Origin of the sequence: Enterobacter sp. BIDMC 26, assembly GCF_000534435.1 — a bacterium.
In the GTDB taxonomy this organism is placed as follows: domain Bacteria; phylum Pseudomonadota; class Gammaproteobacteria; order Enterobacterales; family Enterobacteriaceae; genus Enterobacter; species Enterobacter ludwigii.
The window spans coordinates 4,187,852-4,210,948 of sequence record NZ_KI973182.1 but is presented as its reverse complement, the minus strand read 5'-3'; the positions used below and the strand labels follow the sequence as shown (position 1 = coordinate 4,210,948).

General features: G+C 55.1%; 21 protein-coding genes. 11 read left to right on the top strand and 10 right to left on the bottom strand.

Features of this window, described 5'->3' with window-relative positions; genetic code table 11:
- Positions 1-127: 127 nt before the first annotated feature.
- From L462_RS03680 to ghrB, 6 genes are all read left to right on the top strand, one after another.
- Positions 128-790: an OmpA family lipoprotein gene (locus tag L462_RS03680; protein ID WP_014168137.1), complete on the top strand. Its 663-nt coding sequence runs from the start codon at positions 128-130 to the stop codon at positions 788-790.
- 123 nt (positions 791-913) lie between these two features.
- On the top strand, positions 914-1,930 hold the full coding sequence (locus L462_RS03685) for a LacI family DNA-binding transcriptional regulator (protein WP_032679356.1): 1,017 nt from the start codon (positions 914-916) through the stop codon (positions 1,928-1,930).
- Positions 1,931-2,033: 103 nt separating this feature from the next.
- Entirely contained in the window at positions 2,034-2,783 is a 750-nt protein-coding gene (locus tag L462_RS03690) for a sugar phosphate isomerase/epimerase family protein (RefSeq protein ID WP_032679355.1), read from the top strand.
- A gap of 3 nt (positions 2,784-2,786) precedes the next feature.
- Complete coding sequence (locus L462_RS03695; RefSeq protein ID WP_025206424.1) at positions 2,787-3,725, top strand: sugar kinase; 939 nt, start codon at positions 2,787-2,789, stop codon at positions 3,723-3,725.
- Positions 3,726-3,833: 108 nt separating this feature from the next.
- On the top strand, positions 3,834-5,114 hold the full coding sequence (locus tag L462_RS03700) for an MFS transporter (RefSeq protein ID WP_032679354.1): 1,281 nt from the start codon (positions 3,834-3,836) through the stop codon (positions 5,112-5,114).
- A 26-nt stretch (positions 5,115-5,140) separates the two neighbouring features.
- A complete protein-coding gene (ghrB, locus tag L462_RS03705) occupies positions 5,141-6,115 on the top strand; it encodes a glyoxylate/hydroxypyruvate reductase GhrB (RefSeq protein WP_014168132.1) in 975 nt (324 codons plus the stop codon).
- 58 nt (positions 6,116-6,173) lie between these two features.
- Here the strand turns inward: ghrB and cspA are convergent, their stop codons facing one another.
- Positions 6,174-6,386: a transcription antiterminator/RNA stability regulator CspE gene (gene cspA, locus L462_RS03710; RefSeq protein ID WP_014168131.1), complete on the bottom strand. Its 213-nt coding sequence runs from the start codon at positions 6,384-6,386 to the stop codon at positions 6,174-6,176.
- A gap of 245 nt (positions 6,387-6,631) precedes the next feature.
- A complete protein-coding gene (locus L462_RS03715) occupies positions 6,632-7,342 on the bottom strand; it encodes a DUF3053 domain-containing protein (protein ID WP_020882641.1) in 711 nt (236 codons plus the stop codon).
- Between the two features lie 331 nt (positions 7,343-7,673).
- On the opposite strand from L462_RS03715, the gene L462_RS03720 reads away from it, so the two are divergent.
- Complete coding sequence (locus L462_RS03720) at positions 7,674-7,961, top strand: HTH-type transcriptional regulator (protein WP_014168128.1); 288 nt, start codon at positions 7,674-7,676, stop codon at positions 7,959-7,961.
- Positions 7,962-8,007: 46 nt separating this feature from the next.
- On the opposite strand, the gene L462_RS03725 is transcribed toward L462_RS03720, so the two are convergent.
- The 4 genes from L462_RS03725 to L462_RS03740 form a co-directional block, all read right to left on the bottom strand.
- Entirely contained in the window at positions 8,008-9,627 is a 1,620-nt protein-coding gene (locus L462_RS03725) for an ABC-F family ATP-binding cassette domain-containing protein (RefSeq protein WP_032679352.1), read from the bottom strand.
- Between the two features lie 272 nt (positions 9,628-9,899).
- Complete coding sequence (gene glyS, locus L462_RS03730) at positions 9,900-11,969, bottom strand: glycine--tRNA ligase subunit beta (protein ID WP_014168126.1); 2,070 nt, start codon at positions 11,967-11,969, stop codon at positions 9,900-9,902.
- Positions 11,970-11,978: 9 nt separating this feature from the next.
- Positions 11,979-12,890: a glycine--tRNA ligase subunit alpha gene (gene glyQ, locus L462_RS03735; protein WP_014168125.1), complete on the bottom strand. Its 912-nt coding sequence runs from the start codon at positions 12,888-12,890 to the stop codon at positions 11,979-11,981.
- Positions 12,891-13,051: 161 nt separating this feature from the next.
- Complete coding sequence (locus L462_RS03740; RefSeq protein WP_014168124.1) at positions 13,052-13,357, bottom strand: YsaB family lipoprotein; 306 nt, start codon at positions 13,355-13,357, stop codon at positions 13,052-13,054.
- Between the two features lie 184 nt (positions 13,358-13,541).
- On the opposite strand from L462_RS03740, the gene L462_RS03745 reads away from it, so the two are divergent.
- Entirely contained in the window at positions 13,542-14,537 is a 996-nt protein-coding gene (locus L462_RS03745) for an acyltransferase (protein WP_020882643.1), read from the top strand.
- On the opposite strand, the gene L462_RS03750 is transcribed toward L462_RS03745, so the two are convergent.
- The 4 genes from L462_RS03750 to xylA form a co-directional block, all read right to left on the bottom strand.
- Positions 14,530-15,450: a GlxA family transcriptional regulator gene (locus tag L462_RS03750; protein ID WP_014168122.1), complete on the bottom strand. Its 921-nt coding sequence runs from the start codon at positions 15,448-15,450 to the stop codon at positions 14,530-14,532. The two genes, L462_RS03745 and L462_RS03750, sit on opposite strands and share 8 nt — an antisense overlap.
- Positions 15,450-15,989, bottom strand: a complete 540-nt coding sequence (locus L462_RS03755) for an isochorismatase family protein (protein WP_020882645.1) — start codon at positions 15,987-15,989, stop codon at positions 15,450-15,452. Before L462_RS03755 ends, L462_RS03750 begins: the two co-directional genes overlap by 1 nt.
- Before the next feature lie 103 nt (positions 15,990-16,092).
- The gene (gene xylB / locus L462_RS03760; RefSeq protein ID WP_032679351.1) at positions 16,093-17,547 is read right to left on the bottom strand and encodes a xylulokinase; all 1,455 of its coding nucleotides are present in this window, start codon (positions 17,545-17,547) and stop codon (positions 16,093-16,095) included.
- A 71-nt stretch (positions 17,548-17,618) separates the two neighbouring features.
- Complete coding sequence (gene xylA, locus L462_RS03765) at positions 17,619-18,941, bottom strand: xylose isomerase (RefSeq protein WP_106504352.1); 1,323 nt, start codon at positions 18,939-18,941, stop codon at positions 17,619-17,621.
- Positions 18,942-19,312: 371 nt separating this feature from the next.
- Between xylA and xylF the strand changes: the two genes are divergently transcribed.
- From xylF to xylH, 3 genes are all read left to right on the top strand, one after another.
- Positions 19,313-20,305 (top strand): D-xylose ABC transporter substrate-binding protein, encoded by a 993-nt coding sequence (gene xylF / locus L462_RS03770; RefSeq protein WP_020882647.1) that lies wholly within the window; start codon positions 19,313-19,315, stop codon positions 20,303-20,305.
- A 71-nt stretch (positions 20,306-20,376) separates the two neighbouring features.
- On the top strand, positions 20,377-21,918 hold the full coding sequence (locus tag L462_RS03775; RefSeq protein WP_032679350.1) for a xylose ABC transporter ATP-binding protein: 1,542 nt from the start codon (positions 20,377-20,379) through the stop codon (positions 21,916-21,918).
- The gene (gene xylH, locus L462_RS03780; RefSeq protein ID WP_014168116.1) at positions 21,896-23,077 is read left to right on the top strand and encodes a xylose ABC transporter permease XylH; all 1,182 of its coding nucleotides are present in this window, start codon (positions 21,896-21,898) and stop codon (positions 23,075-23,077) included. The genes L462_RS03775 and xylH overlap by 23 nt, the downstream gene beginning before the upstream one ends.
- Positions 23,078-23,097: the final 20 nt, after the last annotated feature.

The following is a 23,097-nucleotide window of genomic DNA, read 5'->3' as shown; positions in this document are numbered from 1 at the left end:
CTTAGTGAGGCAGTTTATGGTTTGTCACAAATTTCAGAGTTATACCCGGAATTTTCTCCGTATCTGGACGTCATAATCAACTGCTACGCGCGTCGTGGCAAAGAATAAAAAGGATTAAGGAAATAAGATGAAAAAACGCGTATTCGTTATTGCCGCTCTGGTGAGCGGTGCACTGGCTGTTTCTGGCTGCACAACAAACCCTTACACCGGTGAAAGCGAAGCAGGTAAATCCGGCATCGGCGCGGGTCTCGGCTCGCTGGTAGGGGCTGGTGTGGGCGCACTCTCCTCCTCCAAGAAAGACCGCGGCAAAGGCGCGTTAATTGGCGCAGCGGCAGGTGCAGCCCTGGGCGGCGGCGTGGGTTATTACATGGATGTGCAGGAAGCAAAACTGCGCGACAAAATGAAAGGCACCGGCGTGAGCGTAACGCGCAGCGGCGATAACATCATCCTGAATATGCCAAACAACGTCACCTTCGACAGCAGCAGCGCAACGCTGAAACCAGCAGGGGCGAACACCCTGACCGGCGTGGCAATGGTGCTGAAAGAGTACAACAAGACTGCGGTGAATGTGATCGGTTATACCGACAGCACCGGCAGCCAGGATCTGAATATGCGTCTGTCTCAGCAGCGTGCCGATTCTGTGGCCAGCTCGCTGATCACGCAGGGCGTTGCAGCAAACCGCATCCGCACCAGCGGCATGGGCCCTGCAAACCCTATCGCCAGCAACAGCACGGCGGAAGGCAAAGCGCAGAACCGTCGCGTTGAGATTACCTTAAGCCCAATTCAGTAAGGGCTGCCCCCCTCTTCCAGGGGAGAGGGGGATAAGGGCATCATGCCGCCACGTCGGCATGAACCGCTTGCCATCGCTAATTTTCCCGCTAAGGTGTTCTCACTCACTTCAGGGAATTCAGCGATGAGCAAACCAACACGGGCCACAATCAGCGACGTGGCGAAAGCCGCCAAAACCGGTAAAACCAGCATTTCACGCTACCTCAACGGCGAGAAACACCTGCTGTCCGATGCGTTGCTCGCTCGTATTGAACAAGCCATTGCCGATCTCGACTACCGCCCGAGCCTTATGGCGCGCGGGCTCAAACGGGGTCGTACCCGTCTTATCGGGCTTATCATCGCCGATATCACCAATCCCTACTCCGTTAACGTATTGAGCGGAATTGAAGCCGCCTGTCGCGAAAAGGGCTTTACGCCGCTGGTCTGTAACACCAACAACGAAGTCGATCAGGAGCTGCATTACCTGGATCTGCTGCGCAGCTATCAGGTCGAAGGGATTGTGGTGAATGCCGTGGGCATGCGTGAAGAGGGCTTAAACCGCCTGCAGCAATCCTCCCTGCCGATGGTTCTCATCGACCGCAAAATCCCGGAATTCGCCTGCGATGTCGTCGGGCTGGATAACACTCAGGCGGCGACAACCGCCACTGAGCATCTGATTGAACAGGGCTTTGAAGCCATCCTGTTTCTGAGCGAACCTCTGGGCATGGTCAACACCCGTCGTGAGCGACTGAGCGCGTTTCGTGCCACGCTGGAGCGTTACCCCGGCGTGATTGCCGAGAATGCCGAAACGCCCCTCCACGAAGCCGATCAGCTCGACAATACCCTGCGGCAGTTCCACACCCGCCATCGCGGAATGCGTAAAGCCGTTATCTCTGCCAACGGGGCGCTGACCCTGCAGGTTGCCCGCTCGCTTAAGCGCATTGGCCTGCACTGGGGAAGCGATATCGGTCTGCTGGGGTTCGATGAACTCGAGTGGGCAGAACTGGCTGGCGTCGGGATCACCACCCTCAAACAACCCACCTGGCAGATTGGCTATGCCGCTGTTGAACAAGTGGTTCGTCGTATTGAAGGCACCAGCGATGCCGTTCGCGAACAGGTATTTTCCGGCGAGTTGATTGTTCGCGGCTCCACCGCCCGTTAATTTTCCCTTGTGATACCGATCATAAATTCAACATCCTGACCTTTTCTTTGGAACCGGTTCCATCTAGCGTAATAGTATTGATGTATTGCGATGGAGTCCGACGATGGGCAGAAAAATCATGGTGGTCACCGCCGCGTATGGCGCGGAACAGGTGCGACAGGCAGGTGGTCAACGGGCAATGCTGCCCGTCATTGCGGGCGCGGGTGCCGACGGCGTCGAGATCCGCCGCGAGTTGTTCAACAGCGAAGAGCTGCTGGCGCTGCCCGCGCTGGGTGAATCCATTGAGCTGCTGGGCCTGCTGGCATGCTACTCCGCCCCTGCGGCCCTGTTTATGCCCGATGGCACCCTCAACCCTGACCTTCCCCGTTATCTCAGCGAAGCCAGTACCCTGAATGCGCTGTGGCTCAAGGTCTCGCTGGGTCATTTCAGCGACACCCAGCCGCTTCACGCCCTGCGTGCCCTGCTCGATGAAAGCGGTATGGCCCTGGTGGTGGAAAACGACCAGACCGACTGCGGCCAGCTTGCGCCGATGCAGCGCTTCAAAGCCGCCTGCCGGGACATGGCGCTGCCCGTCACGCTGACGTTCGACATGGGCAACTGGCTGTGGGTGGGCGACTCCCCGGAAGAAGCCGCGCGCCATCTGGCCTCTGCAGTGAGCTATATCCACGTTAAAGCCGCCGTGCCGCATAAAGAAAATTTCCGCGCCGTGGCGCCGGATCGGGCCGATGCGCGCTGGCTGGATCTGCTTTGTCAGCTGCCCGCCGATGCCCCGCGTGGTATCGAGTTCCCGCTGGAAGGGGCGGATTTAACCGCCGTCACCCGTCATTACGTAAACCTGCTGCGTGAGGAGTAAACCATGCACAAGACGCTGGATGTGATCACTATCGGCGAAGCCATGGCGATGTTTGTCGCCACCGAAACGGGCGACCTGAGTACGGTGGAGCACTTTATCAAACGCGTGGCGGGGGCTGAGCTGAACGTCGCGACCGGCCTGGCGCGCCTGGGTCTGAATGTCGGCTGGGTCAGCCGCGTGGGTGATGACAGCTTTGGCCATTTCGTTCTCGATTCGCTGAAAAAAGAGGGCATTGATGCTTCCGGCGTCACCCTCGATGGACGCTTCCCGACCGGTTTCCAGCTTAAATCGAAAGTCGAAAATGGAACCGATCCCATTGTAGAGTATTTCCGTAAAGGGTCTGCGGCGAGCCACCTCTCAGTCGAGGATTACCACGCCCACTATTTCGCCTCCGCACGCCATCTGCATCTGAGCGGCGTGGCGGCTGCGCTTTCAGCCAGTTCGTATGCATTACTGGATCATGCCGCAACCACCATGAAGGCTCAGGGGAAAACGATCTCATTCGATCCTAACCTGCGCCCGGTGCTGTGGAAAAGCGAAGCGGAAATGATCGAGAAGCTGAACCGTCTGGCGTTTCAGGCTGACTGGGTTCTGCCGGGCGTGAAAGAAGGCATGATCCTGACCGGTAAAAACACCCCTGAAGGGATTGCCGATTTTTACCTCAACAAAGGGGTAAAAGCGGTGGTGCTGAAAACCGGCGCCGATGGCGCCTGGTTTAAAACGGCTAACGGCGAGCAAGGCGCAGTCGCGGCCGTGAAGGTTGATAACGTGGTTGATACCGTCGGCGCTGGCGATGGTTTTGCCGTGGGGGTCATTAGTGCCCTGCTGGAAGGCAAACCGCTGCAGCAGGCCGTCGCCCGGGGCAATAAAATTGGCTCGCTGGCAATCCAGGTGCAGGGCGACAGTGAAGGATTACCGACCCGCGCGCAGCTGAACGAATAAATTCCGTTTCCCTCCCCCTCTCCTCAGGTAGGTCAGGGGGAAACAAAACAAACCACCGTGTACCCTACATACAACGGCGGTACAAACCTCAACAACAGAGGCAAGCCTATGAACAGTTCGACCAATGCAGTAAAACGCTGGTGGTACATCATGCCAATCGTGTTTATCACATACAGCCTGGCGTACCTTGATCGTGCCAACTTCAGTTTCGCGTCCGCGGCAGGGATCACCGAAGACCTGGGGATCACCAAAGGTATCTCTTCGTTGCTGGGTGCCCTTTTCTTCCTGGGCTACTTCTTCTTCCAGATCCCCGGCGCTATCTATGCGGAGCGTCGCAGCGTCCGCAAATTGATTTTCGTTTGCCTGATCCTGTGGGGTGCCTGCGCCTCACTGACCGGCGTGGTGAATAATATTCCTGCTCTGGCAGCCATTCGCTTTATTCTTGGGGTCGTTGAGGCAGCGGTAATGCCCGCGATGCTGATTTATATCAGCAACTGGTTTACCAAATCCGAACGCTCACGAGCCAATACTTTCCTGATCCTCGGTAACCCGGTCACCGTGCTGTGGATGTCGGTGGTTTCTGGCTACCTGATCCAGTCCTTCGGCTGGCGTGAAATGTTCATTATCGAAGGGGTACCAGCGGTTATCTGGGCATTCTGCTGGTGGATGCTGGTAAAAGATAAACCTGCGCAGGCGAAATGGCTCTCCGAAGATGAAAAAGCCGCTCTGCAGGCGCAGCTGGATAAAGAACAGCAAGGCCTGAAAGCGGTGCGTAACTACGGTGAAGCATTCCGCTCGCGTAACGTGATTCTGCTCTGCGCCCAGTATTTCACCTGGAGCATTGGCGTGTACGGTTTCGTACTGTGGCTGCCATCGATTCTCCGCAATGCCGGTGAAAACCTTGGCATGGTGGAAGTGGGCTGGCTGTCGTCTGTACCTTACCTCGCAGCCACAATCGCCATGATCATTGCGTCATGGGCATCGGACCAAATGCAGAACCGTAAGCTGTTTGTCTGGCCGCTGCTGCTGATCGCTGCCTTTGCCTTCATTGGTTCCTGGGCCGTCGGCGCGAACCATTTCTGGGTCTCTTACACCCTGCTGGTGATTGCGGGCGCGGCAATGTACGCCCCTTATGGACCGTTCTTTGCGATCATCCCGGAGATGCTGCCGCGTAACGTGGCAGGCGGCGCGATGGCACTGATTAACAGTATGGGGGCGCTGGGCTCGTTCTGCGGCTCCTGGTTTGTGGGTTACCTGAACGGAGCAACCGGCAGCCCATCCGCATCGTACATATTTATGGGGGTAGCGCTTTTCGCCTCCGTGTGGCTTACTCTGATTGTTAAGCCTGCTAATAATCAACAATTACCTGTCGGCGCACGCCACGCCTGAATCCTTAAAAATCAACGGAGATTAGCATGAAGCCGTCCGTCATTTTGTATAAAGCACTGCCGGAAGATCTGCAGAAACGCCTTGAGGAACACTTCACCGTTACCCAGGTGAAGAACCTCAGCCCGGAAACCGTGGCACAGCACGCCGATGCGTTCGCCAGCGCCGAAGGTTTGCTGGGTTCAAGCGAAAAAGTGGATGTCGCCCTGCTGGAGAAAATGCCGAAGCTTCGTGCTACCTCTACCGTTTCCGTGGGCTATGACAACTTCGACGTGGATGCCCTTAATGCCCGCAAGATCCTGTTGATGCATACGCCACATGCGCTGACGGAGACCGTGGCCGACACGCTGATGGCGCTGGTCCTCAGCACGGCGCGTCGTGTGGTCGAAGTGGCCGATCGCGTCAAAGCTGGCGAATGGACAAAAAGCATTGGTCCGGACTGGTTTGGGGTGGATGTTCATGGCAAAACGCTGGGCATCGTTGGCATGGGCCGTATTGGCCTGGCTCTGGCGCAGCGCGCACATTTTGGTTTTAACATGCCGATTCTTTATAACGCGCGTCGTCATCACAGTGAAGCCGAAGAACGTTTTAACGCCCGCTACTGCGAGCTGGATACGCTGCTGCAGGAAGCCGATTTTGTCTGTCTGATCCTGCCGCTGACGGACGAAACCCGTCATCTTATCGGTAAAGAGGCGTTTGAAAAAATGAAGAAAACGGCCATTTTCATCAACGCGGGTCGTGGCCCGGTGGTGGATGAGAAGGCGTTGATTGAGGCTCTGCAACAGGGTGAGATCCATGCTGCCGGTCTTGACGTGTTTGAACAGGAACCGCTGCCGGTGGACTCCCCGTTGCTTTCATTGCCCAACGTGGTGGCCCTGCCCCACATCGGCTCAGCAACCCATGAAACACGCTACAATATGGCTGCAACCGCGGTAGACAACCTGATCGCTGCCCTTAGCGGAAAGGTGGAAATCAATTGCGTTAACCCGCAGGTTCAGCGATAGAAATGAAAAAACCCGCCAGAAGGCGGGTTTTTAAAATTTGTGCTACTGGGTTGGAAGCTTACAGGCTTACAACGTTACCAGCTGCTGGGCCTTTAGCGCCGCTTTCGATGGTGAAGGAAACTTTCTGACCTTCATCCAGAGATTTGTAGCCTTCGTTCTGGATAGCAGAGAAGTGTACGAACACGTCTTTAGAGCCATCGTCAGGAGTGATGAAGCCGAAACCTTTATCAGCGTTGAACCATTTTACCAGACCAGTCATTTTAGCAGACATAGAATTACCTTAATTAACAAATATATTGTGCCTTCCGGCTTGATGGATTGTGTTACAGATTTTTAAGCGATGAAGGAAGGGTCACTACGAAGGGTATCTATGGATAACAATCTGGACTGCTTTACTAAACTGCTTTAGGTCTGTGTAACAAACCGACCTGTATAGTTATACCGATGTGGTAGAAGAATAACAAGCGTTATTTTCGCCCGGAATAAAAAACCCCGCCTGAGGCGGGGTTTTCCGATTTATTCTGTGGCAGCGACCGCTGCACTCCACGCCTGACTAAAGGCCTGGTGCTGGGAGGCCAGTGGCCCAATCAGCGCATTATACTGGCTTGCCTGCTGCGAGGTCGGGAACTGAATACCGTTGGCCACAAAGCTCACCTGAGTGCCCTGCTGGGAGATGAAGTCCCCCACCTGAACCAGCTGCTGCGTGAAAATTTGCGCGGCCGGGATCAGCGGTTGCATCGCTTCAGAAGGTTTCGACACCACTTTCTCATACACTTTGTCGAAGACCGGTTTGAGATCGTCGCCCTGCTTCAGCGCGGAACGTGACGCGTCCGCCTGCATTTTCGCATTCTGCAGCTGTTGGCTCAGCACGCCGAGCGCACCGTTGGACTGGCGCAGCGGTTCACGTTGCGTCATGTAATCCTGCGGGACGCGAATAGCGTTCACGCTATCCACAACCGGACGGATACCGGAATCCATCGCCTGACTCACCTGCTGTGAATAACCATAAAGAATGGCGTAATCAGACACGAAGGGGCCAAACTGTTTTTTCTGATCCGCAGTCAGCGTCGGCAACCGTTCACCGCTGCGCATCACCGTATTCTGCAGAAAATCGATAAACGCTTTGCGCTGATCGCCTTCTTTATCAAAACACCCACTCAGGCTAACAACCATCAACAACGCCGCAATAGGCGCAAACCAGCGAGAGCAGGACTTTCCTGTCGCCATTTCATTACTCCTTTCACCCAAAAAAGCGCACACCGGCACATGCGTGCCCGACGCTGACAAGGATAGTCCAGGTCAGCCCTGCAAGATACTCTTTTCATGCAAAACGGCTATTGCCGTTTTATTTCTTACTATTTACAAAAAAATACCTGGCGAAGCCGACATAAGCGTAATCAGGTAATTAGTCTCACCCTGGCAACGGCTGAAACGCATAAAGCGATCATTACCGCACGATTAATCACATCCGTGACGATCCGTCGTTTGTATTAGGGACTATTCTTAACAGGCTCTCTGATGTTCTTGATCCCGGTATGTGATTTAAGAGGAGTCCTCAATGGAATATAAAGATCCTGAGCTTGAGCTGCTGAGCAGCCTGGAACAGATTATTTTTAAAGATGTACCGCAGACGTTAACCCTGCAACAAAGATCCAATCCCTTTAAAGAATATGAGCAATTGCGTAAAGGGACTGGATTAAAAACTGAAGAATTCGCCAGAGCGATGGGTGTCAGCGTGGCTATGGTGCAGGAGTGGGAGTCAAAACGCGAAAAACCCACCCCAACCGAGCTAAAGCTGATGCGCCTGATTCAGGCCAACCCTGCACTCAGCAAGCATATAGCATGATGCAGTAAAGTGAGTTACCGCCCCCGCCTTTGCGGGGGCTTGTGTTTTAAAGGGGGGCACACCGCCAACCCGCCTCTTCCCAGACCAGTTCATGCGTCAATGCTAACCCCCGCAAAAAAGCCTCATCGTGAGAAACCACCAGCAATGCCCCGGTGAAACCGGCCAGTGCGGCTTCAATCGCCTCGACCGAGGCCAGATCCAGATGGTTGGTCGGTTCATCCAGCAGTAAAAGCTGCGTAGCGTCCTCACGCCACAAGACACAGGCCAGAGCAGCCTTGAGACGTTCCCCGCCGCTCAGCTCAGCCAGCGGAAGCGCCACTTTGTCAGCGCCCAGCTGAAGCTGCGCTAAACGGGTTCGCAGCACACCCTCTTCCAGAGGTGTATGACTCAGATTGAGATGTGCCATCACCGACTGCGAAAGATCGAGCTGCGACAGATGTTGATCGAGATAAGCGCAGTTTACCGATACCTTACACGTTCCTGAGAGCGGAGCCACTTCGCCGAGAATGGCTTTTAAAAGCGTCGATTTACCGCAGCCGTTTGGTCCTTTTAGCGCCACGCGCATCGGTCCGTCCATCCGCCAGTTGGTCGGCGGGAGAGTGACGTGTGGCAGCACCAGCCCCTCCATCACCAGCACCTGTTTCCCCTCAGCAATCTGGCTTCCAGGCAACGTGAACATCACCGGATTCTCCTCTTCAACTCGCTCCCGGGCCTTGTTCACCGCAGCATTCAGCGCTTCATGTTGATCGCCATGCTGTTTTTTCCAGGCGCCAATGCGCTCTTTGGCGGCCATTTTGTATTTGACCCGCTCGAACGAGGCGATATTAAGGTTATCGACCGTACGTAACGTCTTCGCCGAACGCCGCTGGCTTTCGTCATGCTCTTTTTGCATCCGCGCGCGGGTGCGTTTGCGTTCTGTTGCCGCATGTTCCAGTGCCGCACGGGCTGCCTGCTGTTCGGCGTCCCGCTGATGCGTATAGTCGTCGTAACTGCCACCGTAGTGGCGAAGACCCGAGGCGCTCAGTTCAAGAATACGCGGTACCTTCGCCAGCAGTTCACGGTCGTGGGAGGCCACCAGCACGCCCCCCTGATAACGGGCGAGCTGGTCGTAGAACCACTCACGTCCCTGCCGGTCGAGATGGTTGGTGGGTTCGTCCAGCAGCAGATAATCCGCATCAGCCGTAAACGCGCCACAGAGCAACGCGCGAATGCGCTCGCCGCCACTGAGTTCCATGGCTGATTTATCCGGGTCAAATGGTGGAAGTTTTGCGTGGAAAAACGCCTCGCTCAGACGTTCTGCTACATCCCAGTGTCCGTCGAGTAACGCCAAATCATCGGGCTGGTAGTCACCGCTGTCGATGCGCTTACGCGCCGCAAAAATCGCCTCATACCCCAGCAGCTCAGCAAGCGTGGTTCGCGGGGAGATATCGGGCTGTTGTGCCACATAAGCGTGCGTTGCAAAACGTTCGATATGACCGCTGGCAGGTTCATCACACCCTGCCAGCAAACGTAGCAGACGTGTTTTACCGCTGCCGTTGCGGCCAACCAGCGCGCACAGTGACGGCGCCAGAGAAAGATTCAGCGGACCAAAAAGGGTATCGCCCGTCGCAAACTGACAGGTCACCTGATGCAAAATAAAAGAAGGGGATTGCGCAAAATGAGCCATAAGCACTCCTGAATGAAATCAAAACATCCCCTGCCGACGCGGTCGCGTTTAGCAAGGATCGAAATTCATCAGTCGTGTTTGTTCATTTTCGGGATGCGCTCCTGAGGGAGAAATATAACGAGAAACAGGATAACGGTAATTTGCTGACCATTTCAAGGTGAATTTTTAGGCGATTGCACTGCACTTATCCGGCCCACGAAAAAACGAGACATAAAAAAACCCGCCGAAGCGGGTTTTTCTCATCTGCTGGCCCGTCACCGGGCACATGCACGTTACTGCAGCAGCGAAATATCCGCCACGCGCAGGAACAGCTCACGCAGTTTTTCGAGCATAGAGAGACGGTTGATACGCAGCTCTTTATCTTCCACGTTCACCATCACTTTCTCGAAGAAGGCATCGATGACATCACGCAGTTCCGCCAGCTCCACCAGGGCTTCCTGGTAGCGGCCTTCGGCGAAATACGGCTCCAGCTTGTCACGCAGTACCACAACCTGCATCGCCAGGGCGATCTCTTCTGGCTCTTTCAGCGTCGCAGCGTTCACACGCTCGTTCAGCGTTTCGTCTGATTTCGCCAGAATGTTAGAGACACGCTTGTTAGCCGCGGCCAGTGCAGATGCCGCTTCCAGCGTACGGAAGTGGGAAACCGCCTTCATACGCGCATCGAAATCTGCCGGACGGGTTGGACGACGTGCCAGTACCGCCTGAATGGTATCGACGGTGTAACCTTCGTCCTGATACCACGCACGGAAGCGACCAAGCATAAAGTCGATCACATCATCGACCACGTTGGCGTTGGTCAGCTTATCACCGTACAGACGTACCGCTTCTTCAGTCAGGGTCTGCAGATCCAGGTTCAGGTTCTTTTCAACGATGATACGCAGCACGCCCAGGGCAGCACGACGCAGCGCAAACGGGTCTTTGTCGCCTTTTGGATGCTGACCGATGCCAAAGATACCTGCAAGGGTGTCCATCTTATCGGCAATCGCGACCGCACAGGCCACCGGATTAGACGGCAGCGCGTCACCCGCGAAGCGCGGCTGATACTGCTCGTTCAGGGCCACGGCCACATCTTCCGCTTCACCGTCGTGACGCGCGTAGTGCATCCCCATCACACCCTGGGTGTCGGTAAATTCGAACACCATGTTGGTCATCAGGTCACACTTGGACAGTAAACCCGCGCGCGTTGCGTGGTTCACATCCGCACCGATTTCACGTGCGATCCAGCCAGACAGCTCCGCAATACGGTCAGTCTTGTCGCGCAGCGTACCCAGCTGTTGCTGGAACAGCACGGTCTGCAGACGTGGCAGGTGATCTTCCAGACGCTTTTTACGGTCGGTGTTGAAGAAGAACTCGGCATCCGCCAGACGTGGACGCACCACTTTCTCGTTACCGGAGATAATCTGGATCGGATCTTTTGATTCAATGTTCGCCACGAAGATGAAGTTTGGCAGCAGCTTGCCGTCGTTGGCGTAAACCGGGAAGTACTTCTGGTCACCCTTCATGGTGTACACCAGCGCTTCAGCCGGCACGGCCAGGAATTTCTCTTCGAATTTCGCGGTCAGTACCACTGGCCATTCAACCAGAGAGGTCACTTCTTCCAGCAGGCTGTCGCTCAGATCCGCTTTACCGCCAATCTTACGCGCCGCGTCTTCCGCATCCGCCTTGATTTTGGCTTTACGCTGTTCGTAGTCAGCAATAACTTTACCGCGCTCCAGCAGGATCTGCGGATACTGGTCAGCATTGTCGATGGTGAACTCAGGCTCGCCCATGAAGCGGTGCCCACGGATCACCCGATCGGACGCCACACCCAGGATGGTAGCCGGAATAACGGTATCGCCCAGTAGCAGCGTCACGGTGTGCACAGGACGTACGAAGTGCACGTCGCTTGCGCCCCAGCGCATCAGTTTTGGAATCGGCAGCCTGGCCAGTGACGTGGCGATCATGTCAGGCAGCAGCGCTTGCGCACTTTCACCTTTCACATGTGCACGGTACAGCAGCCACTCGCCTTTATCGGTGGTCAGACGCTCAGCCTGATCGACGGTGATACCACAACCACGCGCCCAGCCTTCAGCCGCTTTGCTTGGCTTGCCTTCAGCATCAAACGCCTGTGCAATCGCCGGACCACGTTTTTCAACTTCACGATCCGGCTGAGACGCCGCCAGGTTCGCCACTTTCAGCGCCAGACGACGCGGAGCCGCAAACCATTCAATTTTACCGTGTGCCAGGCCAGCGTTATCCAGCTCAGCAGTCACGTTCGCAGCAAAAGATTCAGCCAGGCTGCGCAGGGCTTTTGGTGGCAGCTCTTCGGTGCCAATTTCCACCAGGAAAGTTTTCTCAGACATGGCCGCCTCTTATTTGTTTCGGTTGCACATCGGGAAGCCAAGGGCTTCACGGGACGCATAGTACGCTTCTGCAACGGCTTTGGTCAGGGTACGAATACGCAGAATGTAGCGCTGACGTTCAGTCACGGAGATGGCTTTGCGGGCGTCCAGCAGGTTGAAGCTGTGGGCGGCCTTCAGAATACGCTCGTAAGCAGGCAGCGGCAGCGGAGACTCCAGCGCCAGCAACTGCTGCGCTTCTTTCTCGTACTGCTCGAAGCAGGTGAACAGGAAGTCCACATCCGCGTATTCGAAGTTATAAGTGGATTGCTCCACTTCGTTCTGATGGAACACGTCGCCGTAGGTGGTTTTACCCAGCGGGCCGTCGCTCCAGACCAAGTCGTAAACGCTGTCTACGCCCTGAATATACATGGCCAGACGTTCCAGACCGTAGGTGATTTCGCCGGTAATCGGTTTACATTCCAGACCGCCAACCTGCTGGAAGTAAGTGAACTGCGTCACTTCCATACCGTTCAGCCACACTTCCCAACCCAGACCCCAGGCACCCAGCGTTGGGTTCTCCCAGTTATCTTCCACGAAACGGATGTCGTGAATGGTTGGATCCATACCCAGCTCTTTCAGTGACCCGAGGTACAGTTCCTGAATGTTGTCTGGCGATGGCTTAATCACCACCTGGAACTGATAGTAATGCTGCAGACGGTTCGGGTTTTCGCCGTAACGGCCATCGGTCGGACGACGTGAAGGTTGCACATAAGCAGTCGCCATTGGCTCCGGCCCCAACGCGCGTAAGCTGGTCATTGGGTGTGAAGTGCCTGCGCCTACTTCCATGTCCAAAGGTTGAACAATGGTACAGCCCTGACGAGCCCAGTAATCCTGTAAGGTCAGGATCAGGCCCTGGAAGGTCTTGGTATCAAACTTTTGCATAGTATGTCGTGCTGGATACGTGTGGTTTTAAATGGAAGGGACCAGTATACCCGCTGCCTGCAAGATATACAGTACGAAACGGGTTTGTTTAGGGAAAATTGGGGAAATAAGCCACCACGCCAGGCAGCCGCCGGCGTCTGGCTGTTGATTATGCGAGCGGCTTAGCGCATGGAGAGATGTAAAAACTGACCGTCTGCGTCAAACGAACAGACAAAGCCCTCTTTACGGGACGTATGGCCTTTCAGCTCATAACTCCCCTGGAATCGCTCAAATCCGGTGACATCAATGTTCTGCGCATCCGAGTTATAGCGGCGCGCAGCCTGATCCTTACAGAACTGCTCCATATTCAGGGAGCGTTCCGGGCTGATTTTTCCCTGCTGTGCTTTTTGCACGGGTGCAGAGGGTGGCGTACTGCATCCTGCCAGGATAAACAGCAGAAAGAGTGACGCCGCACGCTTCATCATCATTTTTATTACCGCCCTGTTCAGTGGCTGTTATTTTTAGTAGCAAAGCTTTTATAGATTATGCCCTGGCATTCTGCGAACCTCGCGGCTTTCAAACAAGGCTGCTCAATAAAACTCAGAATTTTCCAGAGAGAGGCTTCAATACAATCGCAGTCACACTGAATTTACAAGGGATGATGAGGAACTGATGTCGTCAAAAATTAGCTGGATTGATAATCTGCGAGGAATAGCGTGTCTGATGGTGGTCATGATCCACACGACGACCTGGTATGTCACCAATGCGCACAGTATCAGCCCTGTTAACTGGGATATAGCCAATATTCTTAACTCCGCGTCGCGGGTCAGTGTGCCGTTGTTCTTTATGATTTCCGGCTTTCTCTTTTTTGGCGAGCGTAGCGCGCAACCGCGTCATTTTATCCGCATCGCCGCCTGCCTGGGCTTCTACAGCGCCGTGGCCTTGCTCTATATCACCCTGTTCACCTCGATTAACGCCGGGCTATCTCTCAAATACCTTCTGCAAAAACCCGTCTTCTACCATCTGTGGTTTTTCTTCGCCATTATCGTTATCTATCTGGTTTCCCCACTGATTCAGGTGAAAACCGTGAGCGGGAAAATGCTGCTGGCGCTGATGGTGGTCATTGGCATCATAGCTAACCCGAATACGGTCTCGCAGAAAATTGATGGTTTTGAATGGTTACCGGTCAATCTCTATATCAACGGCGATACCTTTTACTACGTGCTCTACGGCATGCTGGGGCGAGCTATCGGGATGATGGACACCCAAAAACGCGGCATGAACGGGCTATGTGCAGCGTTGTTTATCATCGGCGTGATCGTGATTTCGCGTGGAACGCTGCATGAACTGCAATGGCGCGGCAATTTTGCCGATACCTGGTACCTGTATTGCGGCCCGATGGTCTTCATCTGTGCCGTATCCCTGCTTACGCTCGTCAAAAACACCCTGAACGCACGCCCTCTTCCGGTGCTGAGCGTTATCTCCCGGCACTCGCTCGGTATATACGGTTTTCACGCGCTGGTGATCCACGCCCTGAGAACGAGAGGGGTCGAGTTTAAAAGCTGGCCTGTGCTGGATATCCTGTGGATTTTCACCGTCACGCTGATGGCGAGCCTGCTGCTGTCAATGCTGCTGCAGAAGGTCGACACCCGCCGCTTCGTCAGTTAACGCTGCGCTGTCGGGCACGATGATACTGGCGCGGGGAGGAAAACCCCGCGGCCAGTGAGGCCTGTTCCACGCCACGCCCTTGCAACAGCCACTGTTCAGCCACCGCCAGACGCAACTGCTCCAGATAGTCGCGAACGCTTATCCCTAAATGCGTCTGAAAAAGCCGCGTTAAATGGCGCGGGCTGACATGCGCCAGAGCGGCAATCTCGGGTAAAGCCCAGGCTTTGTGCGGCTCGGTGGTAAGCGCATCCTGCGCACGATGAATGGCCGGGTGAAGATGATTGCGGTAGCGTAACCATGGCGACAGCTGGGGATCGTCCCCGGAGCGACGAAACCAGACCACCATTTCGCGCGCCACGGCCAGCGCTTTTTCTGCGCCACACAGACGGTTAATCATATGCAGCGCCAGGTCGATGCCCGAGGTGATGCCGGCGCTGGTCCAGATATTCTCATCCTGCACGAAGATCCGGTTTTCTTTGATGATTGCCGTCGGAGCCGCCGTACGCAAACGGCTTATAACGTCATGATGCGTTGTGCACTGCCGGTGGTTCAGCAAGCCCGATTTTGCCGCCAGCAACGCCCCTGAACAGACACACATGACGGTGATATCCTGACGATGAATGTGCGGCTGCAGGCGCATTAACCAGTGCTGAATCAGCTGCGCCTGCGGCGTTGAAAACTGAAAGCGGGAGTCGCTTACCCCCGGCAGCACCAGCAAACTGCCCTCAGGCAGGCTTTCCGGCAGCGGCTGAATACCGCCCATCATCAGACCAATCGACGTCGGAACCTCTGCCTGCGGACCAATGTAATGCAGGCGAAACGCGTCCCCTGCCAGCACAAAGGTCTCTGCCGGGCCTGTCATGTCTAATGACAGCACCCCGGGCAACATCACAAACCAGACGTCGATGCTCATTACAGTGACTCCAGCGTCTCCGCAACCGTTTTAATGTCGGCAAACCGCCCGGCCAGTACCGTCTCGGTACGATGGCGCAGTTCCTCTGCGCTCAGGGTTATCCCCTTGTGCGTCATTGGAAACGTGAGCGTTGCCTCGCTAACAAAGGTCACAGCATAGCCCAGATCGGATGCCACCCGCGCAGTGGTTTCACAGCATTGTTCCGTGCGAATGCCGCACACGATGAGCTGATTAATGTCTCGCTCACGCAGCCAGCGGTCAAGCCCGGTATCCGTGAACGCGTTATGGACGTGTTTCTGGAAGACCACGTCCGGCTGATGACGTAAAAAGGCCATCGGTTTGACATAGCCGCTTTGCAGTGTGAACGGACCGTCTTCATCTACATGGAAAATATCAACGACAGGAATGCCACGCGCCTGGCAGCCCTCAATCAGCCCCAGCATCGCCTGCTGAAAGGCAGGAATCTCGTCCTCCTGCCAGTAATGACGATGATGAAAAGACTGCTGAGTATCGATGTTGATTAATGCAGTACGTGACATGTTGAATCTCCTCGCCAGTGGGTATGACACCATACTGGCAAGGAAATAAAGGCCCGCACAGACCAAAAAAGGACAACCTCGTGCCTCTGACAGACAACCGTATTTACGACATCAGCGGCAGCAGCTGTTGGTAGATTTTGCGAAAGACCTCGCGTCTTTGCGCATAACGCGCATGACGTGCCGCATCAGGCAGATGCGCCTGTTCCAGTTGAAGCTGCGGTAACAGCTGAGAAAGCGGCGTTTCCGGGTTCATGGCAATCTGTGCCAGTCGCGCTGCACCGAGCGCAGGCCCCACATCACCACCGGTACGAAAATCGAGCTGCAGTCCGCTGATATCAGACAGCATCTGGCGCCAGTAGCTGCTACGCGCACCGCCGCCAATCAGGGTGATACTCGCCGGCGTCACACCGCAGTCATGCACCACGTCCATTCCGTCCGCCAGGGCATATCCCACGCCTTCCAGAACGGCACGAGCCAGTTCCGCCGGACCATGCTGATGGGTTAACCCAAAGAATACCCCTTTCGCTTCCGGGTTGTTATGCGGCGTGCGCTCGCCGGAAAGATAGGGTAAAAACCAGACGGTACCCGCACTTTCATCCGCCTGCTGTGCAGCAGCAATCAGTGCCGGAACATCAGCCATCCCGGTCAGTTTCGCGGCCCAGTCAAGGCAAGAGGCGGCGCTCAACATAACCGACATCAGATGCCATTTTCCCGGCAGCGCATGGCAGAAACTGTGAACGGCACTTTCAGGATTACTGCGATAACCCTCGCTGACCGCAAAATAGACGCCAGACGTTCCCAGCGAAAGCATCGCCTGCCCGGCTTCCACCATCCCGACCCCCACGGCACCCGCCGCGTTGTCACCGCCACCGGCCACCACCGGGACAGCGGGCATATTCCAGCGTTCTGCGACGGCAGGCTGTAAGGCACCCGTTATCTCACTGCCCTCATAGAGCGCTGGCATATGTTCGCGAGTCAGGTGGCAGGCATCGAGCATGGCCTCGCTCCAGTCACGCTTGGCCACGTCGAGCCACATCGTGCCGGCAGCGTCGGACATGTCGCTGGCGAAATCACCCGTCATGCGAAAACGCAGGTAATCTTTTGGCAGTAAAACTTTCGCCACCTGACGGAAAATTTCCGGCTCATGGCGGTGTACCCACAGTAACTTTGGTGCGGTAAAACCGGGCATCATCAGGTTGCCGGTAATACTGCGGGAGGTGGGTACTCGCTCTTCAAGGAGTGCGCACTCTTCCGCACAGCGACCATCGTTCCAGAGAATGGCCGGCCGCAGAACGTGATGCTGACTGTCCAGTAACGTCGCGCCGTGCATTTGCCCGGCAATGCCGAGGGCTTTGACGTCACGCAGACTGTGCTGTTCACCTAGCGCTTTGATTGCACGATCCGTTGCCAGCCACCACTGCTCCGGATCCTGCTCCGACCATAGCGGATGCGGACGTGAGACCTGCAGCTTTTCTGTCTGCGTTGCTAACACGTCGCCCTGCTCGCTTAACAGGATGGCTTTCACACCCGATGTGCCAAGATCAATCCCGATATACATTCGGTGACTCCTTTAACAGAAATGCCCGGTGGCGCGACGCTTACCGGGCTTACGTTATTATCTACTCACTGTTATTTATCGAACAGGTAGTGATTAACCAGGTTTTCCAGCAGTTCCTGATGCCCGCTCTGATGCTGCGGTGCCAGTTGATGTTGTTCAGCGTACTTCGCGACGTCCGCAAGCGATAACTGGCCTTTCAAAATTTGCTGACCCAGCTCACTGTTCCAGCCGCTATAACGCTTCGCGACACGTTTATCCAGTTCACCGTCTTCAATCATACGGGCGGCGACTTTCAGCGCCAGCGCCATGGTATCCATTGCGCCAATATGGCCGTAGAACAGGTCGTATTTGTCGGTGCTCTGACGGCGCACTTTGGCATCGAAGTTCAGCCCGCCGGTGGTGAAACCACCCGCTTTGATAATTTCATACATCACCAGCGCATTCTCTTCCACGCTGTTCGGGAACTGGTCGGTATCCCAACCCAGTTGCGCATCGCCGCGGTTAGCATCAACAGAACCGAAGATACCCAGCGCGATAGCAGACGCGATCTCGTGATGGAAAGAGTGGCCGGCCAGCGTGGCATGGTTGGCTTCAATGTTAACTTTGATCTCTTTTTCCAGGCCGAACTGTTTCAGGAAGCCGTACACGGTAGCAACGTCGTAGTCGTACTGGTGCTTCGTAGGTTCCTGAGGCTTCGGTTCGATCAGCAGAGTACCGTGGAAACCGATTTTGTGTTTATGGTCGACCACCATCTGCATAAAGCGGCCAATCTGCTCGCGCTCCTGACGCAGGTCGGTGTTGAGCAGGGTTTCATAGCCTTCACGACCGCCCCACAGCACATAGTTCTCACCGCCCAGCTGATGCGTGGCGTTCATTGCGGTAACCACCTGCGTTGCCGCCCAGCTAAACACTTCCGGATCCGGATTGGTTGCCGCACCCGCGCCATAGCGTGGGTTGGTAAAGCAGTTTGCCGTGCCCCACAGCAGCTTCACGCCGCTTTGCTGCTGTTTAGCCGCCAGCACATCCACCATCTGCGCGAAATTGTTCAGATACTCTTTCAGTGAGGCGCCTTCCGGCGACACATCCACGTCATGGAAGCAGTAGTAGGGCACGTTCAGTTTGTGGAAGAATTCAAAGGCGACATCGGCTTTACGCTTCGCCAGCTCGATGGCCTCACCCGGCTGCTGCCATGGACGGTCAAAGGAACCCACGCCGAACATATCGGCTCCGTTCCAGCAGAAGGTATGCCAGTAACAGGCGGCAAAGCGCAAATGATCTTCCATGCGCTTACCCAGCACCAGCTCATCCGGGTTGTAGTGACGAAATGCTAAAGGATTGGTTGTTTTCGGGCCTTCGTAACGAACACGATCGAGTTGGTCGAAATAAGCTTGCATATTGAGCTCCATAATCAGGGTATGCGGCGAGTCGTTGATACAGGAGTAATAGTGAATAGACATTTTGGCTTGCTCAATTACGTTATTTCACACTGCTATTGAGAGAATGCACAACTGTGCGCTGGCTCGCAAAATAATGTGCAGGCAAACTATTTTTCGGTCCCTCTTCCATAATCAAATGTAATTAAGACGTTACGTATTTTAAAATTCGATCGCGGTCATAAATTCAGAAATAAACCAAATATCATAATGCGAAGATAAAAATCTGTAATTGCCAGCCCGCCTTTCCCCGTTAAAAATTTGCTGCGTCCCAGCAGTGAATGTTTCTTTTATCTCAGCAACACATACCCCTACAAAAAGGCCCTATAATTATGAAGATAAAGAACCTGTCCCTTACTCTCTGCACTACGCTCCTCCTTGCAAGCTTTGCCGGACATGCCAAGGAAGTCAAAATTGGCATGGCGATTGACGATCTGCGCCTTGAACGCTGGCAGAAAGATCGCGATATTTTTGTGAAAAAAGCGGAATCACTTGGCGCGAATGTGTTTGTGCAATCCGCGAACGGCAACGAAGAAACGCAAATGTCGCAAATTGAGAATATGATCAACCGCGGCGTTGATGTGCTGGTCATTATCCCTTATAACGGCCAGGTATTAAGTAACGTCGTTAAAGAAGCCAAACAAGAAGGCATAAAAGTCTTAGCCTATGACCGCATGATTAATAATGCGGATATCGATTATTATATTTCGTTCGACAATGAAAAAGTGGGTGAATTACAGGCTAAAAGCCTGATCGACAAAGTACCTCAGGGCAATTATTTCCTGATGGGCGGCTCGCCGGTTGATAACAACGCTAAGCTGTTCCGCGAAGGGCAAATGAAAGTCCTGAAGCCGTATATCGACAGCGGTAAGATTAAAGTGGTCGGCGATCAGTGGGCGGATGGCTGGCTGCCAGAAAACGCGCTGAAAATCATGGAAAACGCCTTAACCGCCAACAACAACAAAATCGATGCTGTCGTCGCATCCAACGATGCCACCGCAGGGGGCGCAATCCAGGCACTCAGCGCCCAGGGGCTGGCAGGTAAAGTGGCGATTTCGGGTCAGGATGCCGACCTCGCGGGCGTCAAACGCATCATGGCTGGCACACAAACCATGACCGTCTACAAACCGATTACCCAGCTTGCGAATACAGCGGCGGAAATTGCCGTGGAGCTGGGAAATGGTAAGCAACCTAAGGCAGACGCGACGCTGAATAACGGGCTTAAAGATGTTCCGGCTCGTCTGCTCACCCCCATTGAAGTCAATAAAGAGAACATTGACGCCACCGTCATTAAAGACGGTTTCCACAAGAAGAGTGAACTGTAATCCAGCGCGCCCCTGCTCTGCGGGGGCGCATCGAGTTGTACTGTTCTTCCCTCGGGTCATGTGGAGCAGTTATGCCTTATTTACTTGAAATGAAAAGCATCACCAAGCGCTTTGGCGCGGTGAAAGCGGTCGACAACGTCAGTCTGCGGCTCAATCCCGGCGAAGTGGTCTCGCTGTGTGGCGAAAACGGATCGGGCAAATCGACGTTGATGAAAGTGTTGTGTGGGATCTACCCGCACGGCAGTTACGAAGGCGAAATTGTCTTTGCCGGTGAAGTGATTCAGGCGACACACATTCGCGATACCGAACGCAAAGGCATCGCCATCATCCACCAGGAGCTGGCGCTGGTGAAGCACCTCACCGTGCTGGAGAACATTTTTCTGGGGGCCGAAATTTCACGTCATGGCGTACTGGATTACGACACCATGACGCTACGCTGTGAAAAACTGCTGGCCCAGGTAAGTCTCGCGATTTCCCCGGATACGCGCGTCGGTGATCTTGGCCTCGGGCAACAACAGCTGGTTGAAATCGCCAAGGCGCTGAACAAACAGGTAAGGCTGCTGATCCTCGATGAGCCAACGGCCTCCCTCACCGAGCAGGAAACGGCCGTCCTGCTCAATATCATTCGCGATCTGCAAAACCACGGCATTGCGTGCATCTACATTTCGCACAAGCTCAATGAGGTAAAAGCCATTTCGGACACCATCTGTGTGATCCGCGACGGTCAGCACATCGGCACACGTGAAGCTGCCGGCATGAGTGAAGATGACATTATCACCATGATGGTGGGGCGCGAGCTCACGGCGCTCTATCCAAACGAACCGCACACCACGGGTGACGAAGTGTTACGGGTGGAAAACCTCACCGCGTGGCATCCCGTTAACCGCCACATCAAGCGCGTTAATGACGTCTCGTTTTCCCTTCACAGCGGCGAAATCCTCGGTATTGCGGGGTTAGTCGGGGCCGGGCGCACTGAAGCCGTCCAGTGCCTGTTTGGCGTGTGGCCGGGCCGCTGGGAAGGCCGTATTTATATCGACGGACAGCCGGTAAAAATCGAAAACTGCCAGCAGGCGATTGCCCACGGTATCGCCATGGTGCCGGAGGATCGCAAGAAAGATGGCATCGTCCCGGTCATGGCAGTGGGTAAAAACATCACGCTTGCCGCGCTCGATAGGTTCTCCGGTGCGCTGAGCAGCCTCGATGATGCTGCTGAGCAGCAGTGCATTCTCCAGTCGCTCGCCAGACTCAAGGTCAAAACATCCTCCCCGGAACTGGCCATTGGACGTCTGAGCGGGGGCAACCAGCAGAAGGCAATCCTGGCGCGCTGCCTGCTCCTCAACCCACGCATATTGATCCTGGACGAGCCGACGCGTGGGATCGATATCGGCGCCAAGTACGAAATCTACAAACTGATTAATCAGCTTGTACAGCAAGGGATTGCCGTCATTGTCATCTCGTCTGAGTTACCCGAAGTGCTCGGCCTGAGCGATCGCGTGCTGGTCATGCACGAGGGAAAACTGAAAGCCAATCTGATTAACCAGAACCTGACGCAGGAGCAGGTGATGGAAGCCGCTTTAAGGAGCGAACGTCATGTCGAAAAGCAATCCGTCTGATATTAAAGTCGCTGTTCCGACGCCCGGCGCGTTTGCCGGGCTAAAAGCGCTGAACCTGCAGGTTTTCGTGATGATCGCGGCGATTATTGCCATCATGTTGTTCTTTACCTGGATGACCGATGGCTCGTACTTAAGCGCGCGTAACGTCTCTAACCTGCTGCGTCAGACTGCCATTACCGGCATCCTCGCGGTGGGCATGGTATTCGTGATTATCTCGGCGGAAATCGACCTGTCGGTGGGGTCGATGATGGGTCTGCTCGGTGGCGTGGCGGCCATTTTTGACGTCTGGCTTGGCTGGCCACTGCCGCTGACCATTGCGGTTACGCTGGTGCTGGGTCTGCTGCTGGGTGCCTGGAACGGCTGGTGGGTTGCCTACCGTAAAGTCCCGTCGTTCATTGTCACGCTGGCGGGGATGCTGGCCTTCCGCGGGATCTTAATTGGCATCACCAACGGCACCACCGTCTCCCCTACCAGCGCAGCCATGTCACAAATTGGTCAGAGCTACCTCGCCGATAGCGTCGGCTTTACGTTCGGTGTGATTGGGTTGCTGGCGTTTGTGGCCTGGCAGTGGCGTGGACGAATGCGCCGTCAGGCGTTGGGTCTGGCATCGCCAGCGTCAACGTCCACAGTTGGTCGTCAGGCACTCACTGCGGTCATTGTACTGGGCGCAATCTGGCTTCTGAACGACTATCGCGGTGTCCCGACGCCGGTATTGCTGCTGGCACTGTTGCTGCTGGCCGGGATGTTTATGGCCACGCGTACCGCGTTTGGTCGCCGTATTTATGCCATCGGCGGCAACCTTGAGGCTGCTCGCCTTTCAGGGATCAACGTCGAGCGCACCAAACTCGCCGTCTTCGCCATTAACGGCCTGATGGTTGCTATCGCCGGGTTGATCCTCAGTTCGCGTCTGGGGGCGGGTTCTCCCTCGGCCGGGAACATCGCCGAGCTGGATGCTATCGCCGCCTGTGTCATTGGCGGCACCAGCCTCGCAGGCGGTGTCGGCAGCGTGGCAGGCGCGGTGATGGGGGCATTTATCATGGCTTCGTTGGATAACGGGATGAGTATGATGGACGTCCCGACGTTTTGGCAGTATATCGTCAAGGGGGCCATTCTTTTGCTGGCAGTCTGGATGGACTCTGCAACCAAGCGACGAGCCTGATAACAATATTGTGACTTATT